Source organism: Achromobacter sp. T5-5, from assembly GCF_055397965.1.
Map to the genome: position 1 here is coordinate 463591 of NZ_AP027919.1, position 14640 is coordinate 478230.

Below are 14640 nucleotides of genomic sequence, written 5' to 3' on the forward strand. Positions count from 1 at the left end.
GACAGGGGGGCGCGCTGGCTACAATCCGGCCATGTCCGGGCGCCCGCGAGGCGCCGGCGCTGTCAATAAGGGGTGAAATGCAACAGATGCACGATTCGGTCATTGTAGGCGGCGGCCCGGCCGGCGCCTCCTGCGCCCTGTGGCTGGCCCGGCTGGGTCTGTCCCCGCTGCTGGTCGAGGCCAGCGCCCGCCTGGGCGGCCTGGGCAATGACAATCCGTTCGCCGACGACTGGATCGCCGTCTTGCCCGGCGTGACGGGCCAGCAGGTCGCGGCCAACATCGACACCAGCGTGCGCGCCGCCAACGTGCCCATCCGCCTGGAAACCCGCGTCACCGGCGTGCGGCCCTGCAAGGGCGGCATCGAGGCCACGCTGGCGGGTCCGGCCGGGCAAACCAGCCTGGCCCGCGCGCGCACCCTGGTCATTGCGTCGGGCGTGCGCGCGAAGGGCCTGCCCGACCACCCCGCCGGCTCGTCCTGGCCCGGCGTGCTGATCGGCCCGGGCTCGCCCATCGTGGCGCAGGACTATTCGGGCCTGTCCGTGGCCGTGCTGGGCGGGGGCGACAACGCCTTCGAAAACTACGTCTACGTGCGCAACCGGGGCGCGCGCACCGTACATCTTTACGCCCGCAGCGTCCGGGCCCAGCAGCAATGGGTCACGCGCGCGGGCGTCGAAGGCGTGCACATCGGCCCCTACAAGGTGGACCCGGCTGCCCGCAGCGTGGACGGAAGGCAATACGACCTGATCCTGGTCTTTTACGGCTGGGAACCGCAGGCCGCGTTCGCCGACGACCTGCGGCTGGCGCGCGACGAGCGCGGCTACATCCGCACCGACTTCGCCACCGCCGAGACCAGCGTGCCGGACATCTACGCGATCGGCGAGGTCGCGCACCGCATGCACCCCTGCGTGGTCACGTCCATGGCGGACGGGGTGGTGGCGGCCAAGGCCATCCAGCGGCGCTGGGAGCGCGCGGGCGCCTAGGGTTTGCGCTGATCTTCAGCCCACGCGAAGCCACACCTCCGGATTCCAGAATAGGCATTTGTCCGCGCCGCGCCCACACTCATGCGCATTAGTTGACCAATCAATGGTCACGCAGGGAGACAAGCATGATGTGTGCGCATCGCTGGCTGGCAGCCGGCGCGGTGGCGATCGCCATGGCGAATCCGGCCCAGGCGGCCTGGCCTGAACGGCCCATCACCCTCATCATCCCGGCCGCGCCCGGCGGCACCACCGACATCTCGGCGCGGCTCATCGCCGACAAGCTGTCCGCCAAGCTGGGCCAGCAGGTCATCGTGGAGAACCGGGCGGGCGCCGCGGGCATCATCGGCGCGCAGGCGCTGGCGCGCGCCCGGCCCGACGGCTACACGCTGCTGATGGGCAACATCGGCCCCAACGCCATCAACTACGCGCTGTACAAGACGCTGCCCTACAAGCCCGCCGACTTCTCGCCGGTGACGCTGGTGATCTCGGTGCCCAACGTGCTCGTCGTGAACGCGGCCTCGCCGTCCCGCAGCGTGGCGGAGCTGCTGGCGCAGGTCCGGCAGGATCCCTCCAAGGTGTCGTTCGGCAGCTCCGGCGCCGGCCAGTCGCCGCACCTGTCCGCCGAAATGTTCAAGCAGCGCGCCGGCATTCCCGGCACCCACGTGGCCTACAAGGGCGCCGGTCCCGCCGTCGCCGCGCTGCTGGGCCAGCAATTCACGTTCATGATCGACAACCTGCCCAGCTCCATGCCGTACATCCAGTCCGGCAAGCTGCGCGCGCTGGCCGTCACCAGCGCCCAGCGCCTGGCGGAACTGCCTGACGTGCCGACCATGGCCGAAGCCGGCGTGAAAGACATGGTCGTCACCGCCTGGTTCGGACTGGTCGCGCCCGCCGGCACGCCGCCCGACGTCATCGACACGCTCTACGCCGCCACGCGCGACGTCGTGCGCAGTCCCGAAATCAGCGAACGCTTCAGGGCCATGGGCGGCCAGGCCGGCGGCAACACGCCCGCGGAGTTCGCGGCCTTCATCGACCAGGAACGCGGCCGCTGGAAAAGCATCGTGGACGCCGCGGGCCTTGCGCAGGAGCAATGAGTGATCGACAAGATTAAAGCGTCCATGGCGCAGGCCGTGGCAGTCATTCCGGACGGCGCCTCGGTGCTGGTGGGCGGCTTCGGCGAAGCGGGCGTGCCCTACGAATTGCTGCAATGCCTGGCCGATCTGGGCCGGCGCGACCTCACCATCATCTCCAACAACGCCGGCACGTTTGAACGTGGCATCGCCGCGCTGCTGATACGCAAGCAGGTCAAAAAAATCATCTGCTCGCACCCGCGCCCGCCCAACTCCGAGGCCTTCGCACGCGCCTACCGGGCCGGCGAGGTCGAGCTGGAATGCGTGCCGCAAGGCACCCTGGCCGAGCGGCTGCGCGCCGCGGGCGCCGGACTCGGCCCGTTCTACACGCCCACGGGCTACGGCACGGAACTGGCGCAAGGCCGCCGGCAGGAAATCATCGACGGCGTCGGCTACGTGCTGGAGCAGCCCCTGCGCGGCGACTACGCCCTCATCCGTGCGCACCTGGGCGACCGCTGGGGCAACCTGATGTACCGCCATGCCGCGCGCAACTTCAATCCCGTGATGTGCATGGCCGCCCGGCACGCCATCGCGCAGGTCGACGAAATCGTGCCGCTGGGTTCCCTCGTGCCGGAACAGATCATGACGCAGGGCATCTTCGTGAAATCCGTCGTGCGCGTGGAGGCCTGACATGCAGGACATCATCGGATTGACCCGTCAACAGATCGCGCAACTGCTGGCCAGCGACATCCCCGACGGCGCCATCGTCAACCTGGGGATCGGCATGCCCACGCTCGTCGGCGACTACCTGCCGCCGGACCGCGAAATCCTCCTGCACAGCGAAAACGGCATCCTAGGCATGGGCCCCGCCGCCGCCGGCGAGCAGACGGACCCCGACCTCATCAACGCCAGCCGCCAGCCCATCACCTTGCTGCAAGGCGCGTCCATCACCGAACACACCATCTCGTTCGCCATGATGCGCGGCGGCCATCTCGACTACGCCGTGCTCGGCGCCTTCCAGGTATCGGAGCGGGGCGACCTGGCCAACTGGAAAACCGACGCCGCCGACGCCATCCCCGCCGTGGGCGGCGCCATGGACCTGGCCGTGGGCGCCAAGCAGGTGCTCGTCACCATGGAACACCGCGGCCGCGACGGCACGCCCAAGCTGCTCAGGCAATGCACCTATCCGCTGACCGGCCGGGGCGTCGTGTCGCGCGTCTACACCGACCTTGCCGTCATCGACGTCACGCCCACGGGCCTGCAGGTGCATGCCATGAAGGCAGGCATCAGCGAAGACTTCCTGCGCTCGGTTACCGGCGCCCCGCTTGGCTTTCCGGCCGCGCCGCGCACCATCGTGGTCGATGGGGCCGGGGTGCCGCGATACGAATCCGGGGGCGGCGATGGCTGATGCCGGGCTCCGAATGCGGTGATACAGGACGCCGGCGATTCCCGCCGCGCCCGAAATCTTGCGCCCGGTCCCGGGCAAAGGAGTCTCCATGATCCGATCGTTCCTGGCCGCCGTATCGGCAAGCCTGCTGTGCCTGGGGGCGGCGCACGCCGCGCAGGGCTATCCCGACAAGCCGATCACGCTGCTCATTCCCTATCCGCCGGGCGGCAGCGCCGACATGCTCGCGCGGCCGCTGGGCGCCGAGCTCCAGAAGAAATGGGGCCAGCCGGTCGTCCTGGAATACAAGCCGGGCGCCGGCGGCGCCATCGCCTCGGCCCAGCTCGCGCGCGCCAAGCCCGACGGCTACACCGTGCTGATGGTGCTGGCTGCCCACGCCATCAACCCCAGCCTGTACCCCTCGCTGCCCTACGACACGCGCAAGGACTTCGCACCAGTCTCCCTGGTCGCCACCCTGCCCATGCTCGTCGCCGCGCCCTTGGCCACGCCCGCCGACACCATTCCCGAACTCATCGCCTACGGCAAAAGCCACCCCGGCAAGCTCAGCTTCGCCTCGGCCGGCAACGGCAACACCAGCCACCTGGCCGCGGAAATGTTCAAGCACCAGACAGGCGCCGACATGATGCACGTGCCCTACAAAGGCAGCGGCCCCGCCGTCGTCGCGCTGCTCGGCGGCGAAGTGTCACTGATGTTCGACAGCATTTCGACGTCGCTCCCGCAAGTGCAGGCCGGCAAGCTCAAAGCCATCGCCGTCACCGGCGAACATCGCTCGCCCCTGCTGCCGAATGTTCCGACCGTGGCCGAGAGCGTGCCCGGCTTCGTCGTGAATGGCTGGTACGGGATATTGGCGCCCGCGGGCACCCCAAAGTCGGTCGTCGACGCCTTGAGCAAGGGAATCGCCCAGGCGGTGACCGCGCCGACGGTGAAACAGCAGCTATCGGGATACGGTTACGAAGTGGTCGGATCCACGCCCGAGGAATTCGGCGCTCACATCGACCGCGAACTGGGCGCTTGGAAGAAAGCGGTTGAAGTTTCCGGGGCCAAGGTGAATTGAGGGCTAACGCGCTGTCGACATTGCCGCGCGAATGTAAGACTCCGCCCCAAAAAAACCCAGAACGCAGCCCACCTACACGCGAAGCGTCATAGCAACGACGCAAGACCCCGCGTAAGCCCCCAAAGGCCGCCCGCGCGGCCGGCCGGGGGCGGGCCCCGCAAGACGCTCCAACCCCCAACCAGCGCAGGCAAGAACCTAAAGAACCCCACCCGCCCCAGCGCCCGCAAAGCTGAAACCACCAAAGCCCGGTGTGGCGTGGGCCTGGGGTGGGCGGGGCGTTCAGGTGCGCCCGACGGAATCCGAAGGAGTCGCCGAAGGCGAGGACGAGGATGAGGATGGGGCAGTCCGGAGCGAAGGCTCCGGACCGCAACCGGAGCCCCGCTCACCCCAGGCCCACGCCGCGCCGGGCGTCGCAAGAACGCAATCCGAAGCCAAAAAATAGCCCCAAACAAAGCCCCTCAAAAAAATCACTGCCGCTGATAAACCTCACTCCCTTTCCGCACAAACTCCACCGACTTCTCCTGCATCCCCTTCTGCAACGCCTCTTTCTCGCTGACGCCCTGCGCCGCCGCATAGTCCCGCACATCCTGCGTGATCTTCATGCTGCAGAAATGCGGCCCGCACATCGAGCAGAAGTGCGCCACCTTCATCGAGTCCTTCGGCAGGGTCTCGTCGTGGAACTCCTTGGCGGTGTCCGGATCCAGCCCAAGGTTGAACTGGTCATCCCAGCGGAACTCGAAGCGCGCCTTCGACAACGCGTTGTCGCGGATCGCCGCGCCCGGGTGACCCTTGGCCAGGTCGGCCGCATGCGCCGCGATCTTGTACGTGATGATGCCGTCCTTGACGTCTTTCTTGTTCGGCAGGCCCAGATGTTCCTTGGGCGTCACATAGCAGAGCATCGCCGTGCCATACCAGCCGATCAACGCCGCGCCAATGCCCGAGGTGATGTGGTCGTAGCCCGGCGCGATGTCCGTCGTCAGCGGCCCCAGCGTGTAGAACGGCGCCTCGTGGCAATGCTCCAGCTGCAGATCCATGTTCTCCTTGATCATCTGCATCGGCACATGGCCCGGGCCTTCGATCATCACCTGCACATCGTGCTTCCAGGCCACCTGCGTCAGTTCGCCCAGCGTCTTCAGCTCGGCGAATTGCGCCTCGTCGTTCGCGTCATAGCCCGAGCCCGGCCGCAGCCCGTCGCCCAGCGAAAAGCTCACGTCGTACGCCTTCATGATCTCGCAGATCTCTTCAAAGCGTTCATACAGGAAGCTCTCCTTGTGGTGCGCCAGGCACCACTTCGCCATGATCGAGCCGCCGCGCGAGACGATGCCGGTCATGCGGTCCGCAGTCATCGGGATGAACGGCAGCCGCACGCCCGCGTGGATCGTGAAATAGTCCACGCCTTGCTCGGCCTGCTCGATCAGCGTGTCGCGGAAAATCTCCCAGGTCAGATCCTCCGCCTTGCCGTCCACCTTCTCCAGCGCCTGATAGATCGGCACCGTGCCGATCGGCACTGGCGAATTGCGGATGATCCATTCGCGGGTCTCGTGGATATGCTTGCCGGTGGACAAGTCCATCACCGTGTCGCCGCCCCAGCGGATGGCCCACGTCATCTTCTCCACCTCCTCGCCAATGCCTGAGCTGACCGCGGAATTGCCGATGTTCGCGTTGATCTTCACCAGAAAATTGCGGCCGATCGCCATCGGCTCCACTTCCGGGTGATTGATGTTGGCCGGGATGATCGCGCGGCCGCGCGCAATCTCGGCGCGCACGAATTCCGGCGTGATGGCGGCGGGAATGGATGCGCCGAAAGATTGGCCCGGATGCTGGCGCAGCAGGCGCTTGACCATCTTCTCGCCGTCGGGGCCGCTGTCGCGCAACGTCTGCAGATAGTGTTCGCGGCGCAGGCTTTCGCGGATCGCCACGAATTCCATTTCCGGCGTGATGATGCCGCGTCGCGCATAGTGCATCTGCGACACGTTCGCGCCGGACTTCGCGCGGCGCGGGGGGCGCTGCAGGTCAAAGCGCATCGCCGTCAGCTTCGGATCGGTCAGGCGCGACTTGCCGTAGTCGCTGGTCGGGCCGGCCAGCACCTCGGTGTCGCCGCGTTCCTCGATCCACGCGCGGCGCAATGCCGGCAGGCCGCGGCGGATGTCGATCTTGACCTCGGGGTCCGTGTAGGGACCGCTACAGTCGTACACCGTCAACGGCGGATTCTTCTCTCCGCCGAACATCGTCGGCGTGTCGTCTTGCTCGATCTCGCGGAACGGCACGCGGATGTCGGGGCGCGAGCCCACTTCATACACGCGGCGGGATTTGGGCAGCGGTGCGACGGCCGCCGCGTCGACTTCGGCGGTGGCGGCCAGGAATTTGGGATTGGCGTTCATGGAAAGCTCCAAGCGAGTGGTTGGAGCCGATCGGGATGGACTCCCGCCTGGGCGTGCGAAGACGCGTGGCGGGAATACGCTCCCAGCATCGGCATTATCCGTACTGGTACGAAGGGACTCTCTCAACACGTCGCCGCCTGAAGAGCGGGACGAGTACCCCTGCGTGAACGCGAAGTATAGAGCGAAGACGACGCCGTGCATCCATCAACCTGCGTACTGCGTTCCGCCCGGCGCGAATCGGCGCGGAAAGCGTGCCGCCAAGCATGCTGGTATTACTGCTTTACATTTGGATTCAGTCTCGGCAGACACTGTCATTCAGGTTCGGTACACTTTTTTCCACACGCCGCGTGTACAGTCTTAGAGTCTTACCGTCCGGCATCAGCCCACTTAAGAAGGAATCGAGCATGCAACTGAACCTACGCACATTGGCGCCCGCCCTCGTAGTCGTGACATTGGCGCTAGCGGGTTGCAAGACCGCCCCGACTAAGACGTCCGACGCCGCGGCCACTCCCCAGGCGGGCCAGCAATCGACGGCCCCCGCCACCGCGACGCGCGTGGATTTCTACCTGGCCAAGCGCGAACCCGGCCCCGGCCTGCGTGAAGTCAACCTGCCCGACGGCAAGCTCTATCTTCAGGAAACGCCCGTCCTTACCCGCGCCGACCTGACCGACGCCGCTGCGCTGGTGGATCGCCAGGGTCAGAACTTCGTGGGCCTGCGCTTCTCCGAGGCCGGCACGCGCAAGCTCACCGCGGTCAGCACCGCCAACGTCGGCAGCGTGCTTGCCCTGGTGATCGACCAGGAACTGGTTGCGGCCCCGCTCATCGGCGAACCGCTCAACCGCGGCGTGCTGGCATTCGGCGTGCCGTCCGCCCAGGCCGCCTCCGAAATCGCCGCGCGCATCCGCGGCGATGCGGTCACGCCTCCCGCGGCCGGTGGCGCCGCCCCGGCGCCCGCCGCCAAGCCCTGATCGGGGCCACGCAAAAAAGCCCGGCTTGCCGGGTTTTTTTTCGTCCAGGGGTGCCACTTGCGCGCGGCGCGATCAGCCGGGCTTGCGGCCCCGCGGCTTGATGCCGCGCCTAAGCAAGGTCGTTTCGATAAAGGTCTGCGTCAGCGCCTCCAGCATCGCGCGGTCTTCCGGCGTAAGCGACTCAAACTGCGAAGGCGAGATATTGGGGTAGGGCCAGGGCGCCATCGGACGGGGCCGGCCGCCGGGACGCGGCGCCGATTCGGCCACGCCCGATACCGGCAGCGTGTTGCTCAGGTCGTAGCCGTCCATGGGAAGCTCCATGGGACCCTTGCCGGTTTCCAGCCATTCGACCTCAACCTTCAGCACCTGCGCCAGCTTGCGCGCGGATCGGCTGGAATGCCGCAAACCGCTTTCGTAGCTGCCGATTGCACTTTGGGAGATGCGCACCAGACGCGCGAGCGCCTTCTGCGTGTGGCCACGTAAAAGACGCGCGTGCTTCAGTCGGTCTGAGAATGTTTTCACAAGGCGATTGAAGCTTGCTGATCTGTCACTTTGGTGGCTATAAGTATTACTTAGGTGATAACTGGCAAGGGCAACTTCATGCTGGAGCGGGGCGTCGTATTCGTCGTGCAATCTGATGAAATAGCCGGCAAGAATCTTGCCGCTGCGCTGCGTCAGTTCCGGTGGGACGTCCGCGTCTTCGACTCGCTGGCGGCGCTGCAGGAAACCCTGCCGCGCCACCCCGCCGACCTCCTCGTGTTGCGGGGGCCCTGCGCGGCCATGCCCGAGCTCATCGTCGGATTGCGCCGCGTCGCGCCGGGCGCTTCGGTGGTGTGGCAGGCCTGCGGCGCGTCCGCGGCCGAGCGGGCGGCCGCCCTGGACGCGGGGGTCGACGCGTGCGCGCCGGCCACCACCGAGCCGCTGGAATGGGATGCCCTGCTGCGCAGCCTGTACCGGCGGGCGCGGCGCGGCATGTGCGCATGGCGCGTTGTCGCGCCCGCACGCGTGCTGGTCGGTCCTGCCGGCGAGCGTCTGCCGCTCACCGTGCGCGAGCGCGCCATCCTCGTACGGCTGTTCAATGCGCCGGGCCACTGCCTGCATCGCGAAAGCTTCTTTCCTGGCGCCGCGGGCGATCCGCTGGACGGTGCGCGCCGGGTGGACGTGGTCGTGTCGCGGCTGCGCAGCAAGGCGCGCCGGTTCAACATCGAACTGCCTGTGCTGGCGGTGCGGGGGTGGGGGTACATCCTGCTGCCCCAGGGCGTCGCCAGGACGCCGGCCGGGGCGGACAAGGGCTAGAGCACGACCAGATTGTCCCGGTGCATGAGCTCGGGTTCGGTCATGCTGCCCAGGATGCGCGCGATCTGCGACGACGGCTGGCGCAGGATGCGGCGCGTGTCGGCAGACGAATAATTGATCAGGCCCCGGGCGCATTCATGGCCCTGGCTGTCCACGCAGGCCACGACGTCGCCGCGGCCGAACTCGCCTTCCACGTCGGTGACGCCGATCGGCAGAAGGCTCTTGCCTTCGCGCAGCAGCGCCTGCACCGCGCCGTCATCCAGCACGACGCGCCCGCGCAACCGCAGGTGGTCGGCCATCCACTGCTTGCGCGCCGACCACACCGGCAGCACCGCACGCAGTTCGCTGCCGATGCACTCGCCCTGGGCCAGCCGCGTCAGCACGTTGCGCTCGCGGCCCGACGCGATGACGGTGTGCGCGCCGCTGTGCGCCGCGCGCTTGGCGGCCAGCACCTTCGTGAGCATGCCGCCGGTGCCGATGCCGCTGCCCGCGCCGCCGGCCATCGCTTCCAGCGCCGGATCGCCCGCCTGGGCGTGCGACATGAACGTGGCCTGCGGATTCTTGCGCGGGTCGGAATCGTAGAGCCCGCGCTGGTCGGTCAGGATGACCAGCGTGTCGGCTTCGATCAGGTTGGTGACCAGGGCGCCCAGCGTGTCGTTGTCGCCCAGCCGGATTTCGTCGGTGACCACCGTGTCGTTTTCGTTCACGATCGGCACCACGCCCAACCGCAGCAGCGCAAACAGGGTGCTGCGCGCGTTCAGGTAACGGTGGCGGTCGGCCAGGTCCTCGTGCGTCAGCAGGATCTGCGCGGTGCGCAGCCCGTGCTCGGCAAAGGCGGCCTCGTAGGCCTGGCACAGTCCCATCTGGCCCACGGCCGCCGCGGCCTGCAGTTCGTGCATGACGGACGGGCGCTTGCGCCAGCCCAGGCGCGCCATGCCTTCCGCGATGGCGCCGCTGGAAACCAGCACGATCTGCTTGCCCTGCTTGTGCAGGGCGGCGATCTGCGCGGCCCAGTGCGCGACGGCGGCGCGGTCCAGGCCTCGGCCTTCGTTGGTGACCAGCGACGAGCCGACTTTGGCGACGATGCGCTGGGCGTGGGTGACGACGGAAACGACGGGTGATTCAGCAGACATGATGGCGGCCGGCTGCGGCGAAAAAAAGCGTAATCGTAGGGACTGCGATTATGGCTTATTCGTCGTCGCCGCGCGGCGCGGCGGGCTTGTCGGCGTCGGTGCGCTTGTCGTCAAAGCGCGGGTCCGGCGCCACGTAGCTGCCATCGGCCTGGTCCTGCGCAAGCTGTTCTTTCTCGCGTTCGGCGTCCAGGTAGTCCTGCAGCGCGTAGATCAGGTCCTGCGTGCCTTCGCCCGACAGCCCGGAGATGCCGAATACCGGCCCCTTCCAGTCATAGAGCTCGATGAAGCGGCGCTTGGTGTCCTCGGGATCGGGCACCATGTCCAGCTTGTTGAGCACCAGCCAGCGCGGCTTGGCAGCCAGCTCGGGGTCGTAGCGGCGCAATTCCTCGACGATGGCCCGCGCGTCGGCCACGGCCTGCTCGACCGGATCGGCGTCCGGGTCGGGCGTGGACACGTCCACCAGGTGCAGCAGCACGCGCGTGCGCGCCAGATGGCGCAGGAACAGGTGGCCCAGGCCCGCGCCCTCGGAGGCGCCTTCGATCAGGCCGGGAATGTCCGCCACGACGAAGCTGCGCGACGGCGACGTGCGCACCACGCCCAGATTGGGATGCAACGTGGTGAAGGGATAGTCGGCGATCTTGGGCTTCGCGTTGGAAATGCGCGTGATCAGCGTCGACTTGCCGGCGTTGGGCAGGCCAAGCAGGCCCACGTCGGCCAGCACCTTCAGTTCCATGCGCAGGTAGCGGTGTTCGCCTTCCTTGCCCGGCGTCCATTGCTTGGGTGCACGGTTCACGCTGGACTTGAAGTGGATGTTGCCCATGCCGCCCTGGCCGCCGGCGGCCAGCACGACCTTCTGGTCGTGGGTGCTCAGGTCGAACAGGACTTCGCCGGTCTCGGCGTCATGGATGACCGTGCCCACCGGCACGCGCAGGGTGATGTCGGGGGCGGCTGCGCCGTATTGGTCCGAGCCGCGGCCGTTTTCGCCGTTCTTGGCGCGGTGCAGGCGCGCGTAGCGGTAGTCGATCAGCGTGTTGATGTTGCGATCCGCCACCGCATAGATGGTGCCGCCGCGTCCGCCGTCGCCGCCGTCGGGGCCGCCTCTGGGAATGAATTTTTCGCGGCGAAAGCTCGCCACGCCATTGCCGCCTTTGCCGGCGACCACTTCAATGGTGGCTTCGTCTACGAATTTCATGGTGTTTGCGCGTGTAGTGGGTGAGGGCGGATGCCCGATTCGGGCGCCGCCGGGGGGCATGGGAGAGCTTACTCGCCCATTGCCTTAAAACAAAAAAGCCCTGCCGCACGCGACAGGGCTTTTGCCGTTCGGAAACGCGGCGGACCGCGTCCCTGACCGTATGCGTCCGCGGACTTGCCGTCCGCGGGCTGCTATCCGATTACTCGGCAGCGACGATCGAAACGGTCTGCTTGTTCAACGCGCCCTTGAAGCCGAATTGAACCTTGCCGTCGACCAGCGCGAACAGGGTGTGGTCCTTGCCCATGCCGACGTTCACGCCAGCGTGGAAGCGAGTGCCGCGCTGACGCACGATGATCGAACCAGCGGGAATCAATTCGCCGCCGAATGCCTTGACGCCCAGACGCTTCGATTCTGAGTCGCGTCCGTTCCGCGTAGAGCCGCCGCCCTTTTTCTGTGCCATGTTTAGCTCCTGCTAAGTGGTACCGAGTCGCTTCTTAAGCCGTGATGGCTTCGATGCGGATTTCGGTGTAGTTCTGACGGTGGCCCTGACGCTTCTGATAGTGCTTGCGACGGCGCATCTTGAAGATCTTGACCTTGTCGTGGCGGCCTTGCGCAAGAACCGTTGCCTTGACCACGGCGCCGGAGACGAGGGGCGTGCCAACTTTCAGTTGGTCGCCTTCGCCCACGGACAGCACTTGGTCCAGGGTGATTTCTTGCCCAATGTCAGCCGGTATCTGTTCTATCTTGAGTTTTTCGCCAGCGGCAACGCGATACTGCTTGCCACCGGTTTTTACGACCGCGTACATGGGGTGTTCCTTAAATAGGTAAATGGGTTCGTTCACGCTGCCAGCCCTGCTGGGCATGGATGCCGTCTTGGCGGGCTCAAATGGCGGGCTCAATGAGATGGACTCAAAGCGCGTTGGGCTCAGAGAATCTGGGCACCGTTTCGCCAAATGGCTTGCAAGTAGCTTGCGTAAACAACCGACGTAATTCGGCCATTGCTGACCGAATCCGAGATATTAGCCCGGGACTTTCCGAAAGTCAAAAAGCTGTTGCAGGCTAAGGGCTTAGGTGTGGCGTCGAGGCTTCACGCGCCCGGGATCACGCGCAGGGCGATGTCGCGCGCCACGCGGCGGATGCCCTCCGTGGCTTCGCGGCGGTGGGCGTCGTCCAGGCGGTCGGCGGGGATGGACGTGCTGACCGCCACGCGTTTGCCCAGCGGCGTGACGCCGACAAAGGCCGCGTAGCACACGAGGCCGGCGGCGACTTCCTCCTGGTCCTCGGCCAGGCCCTGCCGGCGCACGGCGTCCAGTTCGCGATGCAGGCGCGCCGCGTCGGCAATCGTGCGGTCCGTCACGCGGGGCAGGGTCTGGGGCAGGCGGGCGGCCAGCTCCTCGGGCGGCAGGCTGGCCAGCAGCGCCTTGCCCAGCGCGCAGGCATGCGCGGGCAGCCGCAGGCCCAGGTCGGACACCAGCCGTACCGGCCGGCGCGCGTCTTCCCGCGCGAGGTAGACCACGTCAAAGCCGTCCAGCGCGGCCAGTTGCACGACCTCGTTGCAGCGGCCCACGAACGCGCTGGCGGCCTGGTGAAAGGCGGCCTGCAATCCGTCGTGGCGCAGGTAGGCGGACCCGAGCGCCATCAGTTCGAGTCCGATGATGTAGCCGCCCTCCTGGCGCTCGATCCAGCGGCGCTGTTCCAGGCAATCGAGCAGCAGGTACAGCGTGCTCTTGGGCAGCTGGCAGGCTTGCGCCAGTTCCGCAGCCTTCACGGGCGTGGGGCGGCTGGACAAAACCCGCAGGATGTCATGCGTGCGCCGGACGGCGGGGACGTCGTAATCGTTGGCCATGGCGGCTGGGATTCCAATATATTGGACCAAAAAACAAGATATTGGACATGATAAATGAAGTCCCCTAGACTGGCCCGCAGCAGTGGATCCGCCACCATGGCGATGACCTATTAAGCCTATATAAGCAAGCGAGGAGACGTCATGAACGAACACAATATGCTGCCGGCCGATCTGTCCCAGGCCTTGCTGGTGGGCCGCGTCTGGCGGCCCGGCCCGGTGAATGGGCCCAGCGTGGTCCTGGTGCGGGACGGCGAGGTGATGGACATCACCGCCATGGCGCCCACGGTGTCGGACCTGCTGGACCGCCCCGACCGCGTGGCGCTGGCGCGCGAGGCCAGGGGCGAATCCCTGGGCGACGTGCGCGCGCTGATGTCCGCCACCCTGCAGGGCCAGGAAGGGCCGCGCCTGCTGGCGCCCTGCGACCTGCAGCCGGTGAAGGCGGCGGGCGTCACCTTCGCGATCAGCCTGCTGGAACGCCTGATCGAAGAAGAAGCCGGCGGCGATGCCAGTCGCGCGGAAGAGATCCGCGTACGGATGCAGGGGCTGATCGGCTCCGACCTGTCCCGGCTGCGTCCCGGATCGCCCGAGGCCAATCGCCTGAAAGCGCAACTGGTCGAGGCCGGCCAGTGGTCCCAATACCTGGAGGTCGGCATCGGCCCCGACGCCGAAGTCTTTTCCAAGACGCCGCCCATGGCCTCGGTGGGGTTTGGCGCGCGTATCGGCGTGTTGCCCGAGTCCTTGTGGAACAACCCGGAGCCGGAGATCGTGCTGGCTGTCGACAGCCGGGGCGAGGTGGCCGGCGCCACCCTGGGCAACGACGTGAACCTGCGCGACATCGAAGGCCGCAGCGCGCTGCTGCTGACCAAGGCCAAGGACAACAACGGTTCGTGCGCCATCGGCCCGTTCATCCGGCTGTTCGACGGCGACTTCACGCTGGACAGCGTGCGGCAGGCCGACGTGTCTCTGCGTATTGAAGGCCCGGACGGTTTTGAGCTGGACGGCGTCAGCCACATGCGCGAAATCAGCCGCGACCCGCTGGATCTCGTGCGCCAGACCTGCGGCGCCCACCACCAGTATCCCGACGGCTTCATGCTGTTCCTGGGCACCATGTTTTCACCGACCAAGGACCGCAAGGGCCCCGGCACGGGCTTCACCCATCTGCCGGGCGACCGCGTCGTCATCGCCTCGGAGCGCCTGGGCGCGTTGGTCAACGAGGTGCAATCGACCAGCGCCATCCCGCCCTGGACTTTCGGGGTGCGCGCCCTCTACGCCAATCTGGCGGCGCGCGGCCTGCTGCCCCACGGGCGCTGATCCG

At 67.0% G+C, this 14640-nt stretch carries 15 protein-coding genes; 8 read left to right on the forward strand and 7 right to left on the reverse strand.

Annotated features, from left to right (window positions below; translation table 11 throughout):
• Positions 1 to 77: 77 nt before the first annotated feature.
• The 5 genes from ACZ50Q_RS02160 (at position 78) to ACZ50Q_RS02180 (ending at position 4509) form a co-directional block, all read left to right on the forward strand.
• Positions 78 to 980, forward strand: coding sequence for an NAD(P)/FAD-dependent oxidoreductase (locus tag ACZ50Q_RS02160; protein WP_464080399.1), 903 nt, complete (start codon positions 78 to 80; stop codon positions 978 to 980).
• Positions 981 to 1105: 125 nt separating this feature from the next.
• Complete coding sequence (locus ACZ50Q_RS02165) at positions 1106 to 2074, forward strand: Bug family tripartite tricarboxylate transporter substrate binding protein (RefSeq protein ID WP_464080400.1); 969 nt, start codon at positions 1106 to 1108, stop codon at positions 2072 to 2074.
• Positions 2075 to 2740: a 3-oxoacid CoA-transferase subunit A gene (locus ACZ50Q_RS02170; RefSeq protein WP_464080401.1), complete on the forward strand. Its 666-nt coding sequence runs from the start codon at positions 2075 to 2077 to the stop codon at positions 2738 to 2740.
• 1 nt (position 2741) lies between these two features.
• Complete coding sequence (locus ACZ50Q_RS02175; RefSeq protein WP_092576418.1) at positions 2742 to 3458, forward strand: 3-oxoacid CoA-transferase subunit B; 717 nt, start codon at positions 2742 to 2744, stop codon at positions 3456 to 3458.
• 88 nt (positions 3459 to 3546) lie between these two features.
• Entirely contained in the window at positions 3547 to 4509 is a 963-nt protein-coding gene (locus tag ACZ50Q_RS02180; RefSeq protein ID WP_464080402.1) for a Bug family tripartite tricarboxylate transporter substrate binding protein, read from the forward strand.
• Between the two features lie 467 nt (positions 4510 to 4976).
• Here the strand turns inward: ACZ50Q_RS02180 and thiC are convergent, their stop codons facing one another.
• Positions 4977 to 6890: a phosphomethylpyrimidine synthase ThiC gene (gene thiC, locus ACZ50Q_RS02185; protein ID WP_076517514.1), complete on the reverse strand. Its 1914-nt coding sequence runs from the start codon at positions 6888 to 6890 to the stop codon at positions 4977 to 4979.
• Positions 6891 to 7294: 404 nt separating this feature from the next.
• Between thiC and ACZ50Q_RS02190 the strand changes: the two genes are divergently transcribed.
• A complete protein-coding gene (locus ACZ50Q_RS02190) occupies positions 7295 to 7858 on the forward strand; it encodes a SecDF P1 head subdomain-containing protein (RefSeq protein WP_464080403.1) in 564 nt (187 codons plus the stop codon).
• Positions 7859 to 7930: 72 nt separating this feature from the next.
• Here the strand turns inward: ACZ50Q_RS02190 and ACZ50Q_RS02195 are convergent, their stop codons facing one another.
• Complete coding sequence (locus ACZ50Q_RS02195) at positions 7931 to 8380, reverse strand: helix-turn-helix transcriptional regulator (protein ID WP_175493077.1); 450 nt, start codon at positions 8378 to 8380, stop codon at positions 7931 to 7933.
• 54 nt (positions 8381 to 8434) lie between these two features.
• On the opposite strand from ACZ50Q_RS02195, the gene ACZ50Q_RS02200 reads away from it, so the two are divergent.
• On the forward strand, positions 8435 to 9154 hold the full coding sequence (locus ACZ50Q_RS02200; RefSeq protein ID WP_464080404.1) for a winged helix-turn-helix domain-containing protein: 720 nt from the start codon (positions 8435 to 8437) through the stop codon (positions 9152 to 9154).
• On the opposite strand, the gene proB is transcribed toward ACZ50Q_RS02200, so the two are convergent.
• The 5 genes from proB to ACZ50Q_RS02225 all read right to left on the reverse strand — a co-directional run bounded on the left by proB (position 9151) and on the right by ACZ50Q_RS02225 (position 13325).
• The gene (proB, locus tag ACZ50Q_RS02205) at positions 9151 to 10287 is read right to left on the reverse strand and encodes a glutamate 5-kinase (protein ID WP_076517508.1); all 1137 of its coding nucleotides are present in this window, start codon (positions 10285 to 10287) and stop codon (positions 9151 to 9153) included. The two genes, ACZ50Q_RS02200 and proB, sit on opposite strands and share 4 nt — an antisense overlap.
• A gap of 55 nt (positions 10288 to 10342) precedes the next feature.
• Complete coding sequence (obgE, locus tag ACZ50Q_RS02210; protein ID WP_464080405.1) at positions 10343 to 11479, reverse strand: GTPase ObgE; 1137 nt, start codon at positions 11477 to 11479, stop codon at positions 10343 to 10345.
• A 199-nt stretch (positions 11480 to 11678) separates the two neighbouring features.
• Positions 11679 to 11939 (reverse strand): 50S ribosomal protein L27, encoded by a 261-nt coding sequence (gene rpmA, locus ACZ50Q_RS02215; protein WP_006389959.1) that lies wholly within the window; start codon positions 11937 to 11939, stop codon positions 11679 to 11681.
• Positions 11940 to 11973: 34 nt separating this feature from the next.
• Positions 11974 to 12285, reverse strand: a complete 312-nt coding sequence (gene rplU, locus ACZ50Q_RS02220) for a 50S ribosomal protein L21 (RefSeq protein WP_006216228.1) — start codon at positions 12283 to 12285, stop codon at positions 11974 to 11976.
• Between the two features lie 281 nt (positions 12286 to 12566).
• Entirely contained in the window at positions 12567 to 13325 is a 759-nt protein-coding gene (locus tag ACZ50Q_RS02225) for an IclR family transcriptional regulator (RefSeq protein ID WP_464080406.1), read from the reverse strand.
• A 141-nt stretch (positions 13326 to 13466) separates the two neighbouring features.
• Here ACZ50Q_RS02225 and ACZ50Q_RS02230 point away from each other — a divergent pair, with 141 nt between their 5' ends.
• On the forward strand, positions 13467 to 14636 hold the full coding sequence (locus ACZ50Q_RS02230) for a fumarylacetoacetate hydrolase family protein (protein WP_464080407.1): 1170 nt from the start codon (positions 13467 to 13469) through the stop codon (positions 14634 to 14636).
• Positions 14637 to 14640 lie beyond the last annotated feature (4 nt).

Coding starts and splice junctions, on each gene's coding strand:
- ACZ50Q_RS02160 (WP_464080399.1), top strand. CDS start 78: ATGCAACAGATGCACGATTCGGTCATTGTAGGCGGCGGCCCGGCCGGC.
- ACZ50Q_RS02165 (WP_464080400.1), top strand. CDS start 1,106: ATGATGTGTGCGCATCGCTGGCTGGCAGCCGGCGCGGTGGCGATCGCC.
- ACZ50Q_RS02175 (WP_092576418.1), top strand. CDS start 2,742: ATGCAGGACATCATCGGATTGACCCGTCAACAGATCGCGCAACTGCTG.
- ACZ50Q_RS02180 (WP_464080402.1), top strand. CDS start 3,547: ATGATCCGATCGTTCCTGGCCGCCGTATCGGCAAGCCTGCTGTGCCTG.
- thiC (WP_076517514.1), bottom strand. CDS start 6,890: ATGAACGCCAATCCCAAATTCCTGGCCGCCACCGCCGAAGTCGACGCG.
- ACZ50Q_RS02190 (WP_464080403.1), top strand. CDS start 7,295: ATGCAACTGAACCTACGCACATTGGCGCCCGCCCTCGTAGTCGTGACA.
- proB (WP_076517508.1), bottom strand. CDS start 10,287: ATGTCTGCTGAATCACCCGTCGTTTCCGTCGTCACCCACGCCCAGCGC.
- obgE (WP_464080405.1), bottom strand. CDS start 11,479: ATGAAATTCGTAGACGAAGCCACCATTGAAGTGGTCGCCGGCAAAGGC.
- rpmA (WP_006389959.1), bottom strand. CDS start 11,939: ATGGCACAGAAAAAGGGCGGCGGCTCTACGCGGAACGGACGCGACTCA.
- rplU (WP_006216228.1), bottom strand. CDS start 12,285: ATGTACGCGGTCGTAAAAACCGGTGGCAAGCAGTATCGCGTTGCCGCT.
- ACZ50Q_RS02225 (WP_464080406.1), bottom strand. CDS start 13,325: ATGGCCAACGATTACGACGTCCCCGCCGTCCGGCGCACGCATGACATC.
- ACZ50Q_RS02230 (WP_464080407.1), top strand. CDS start 13,467: ATGAACGAACACAATATGCTGCCGGCCGATCTGTCCCAGGCCTTGCTG.